This window comes from Vibrio sp. 03_296, from assembly GCF_002265885.1.
This window is the reverse complement of the sequence record NZ_NPKW01000243.1, coordinates 1-417: the sequence shown is the minus strand read 5'-3', so window position 1 is coordinate 417 and position 417 is coordinate 1. Positions and strand designations below refer to the sequence as shown.

The window sequence follows — 417 nt, the reverse complement described above, 5'->3', positions numbered from 1 at the left end:
GGTGCCATGCCATCATGAATGGGCTGCACTCGAACAACTGGATATGTTAGAGCTCAATGGAAAAACCGTATTGGCGCTTGGGGATGGTCATTGCCTTCGCGATCAGGCGTTAGGATTTTGTTTTGCTGCTGGTGCACGTGATGATGAACTAGCTTAAGCGACCAGCTTGGAAACCTTGCGCAATATGGTCGCTGCGGGGGCTGGGATTACCTTGCTGCCGGAGCTCTCGGTACCAAAAGAGAAGCAAAAAGATGGCGTGTGTTATATCAAAGCGGTCAATCCGGTGCCTTCTCGAACGATCGTGGTGGTTTATCGTCCAGGCTCTCCACTGCGTGCGCGTTTTGAGCAGTTGGCAGCAACCATCAAAGAACTGCTCGTCAACGGCTCAGAACAGTAATGTTTGTTGCGCCAATAAAT

1 pseudogene is annotated in these 417 nt (G+C 50.8%); it reads left to right on the top strand.

The annotated features are described in order from the left end of the window. Positions 1-397, top strand: a pseudogene (locus CIK04_RS23705) (LysR substrate-binding domain-containing protein); the annotation flags it as partial. Positions 398-417: the final 20 nt, after the last annotated feature.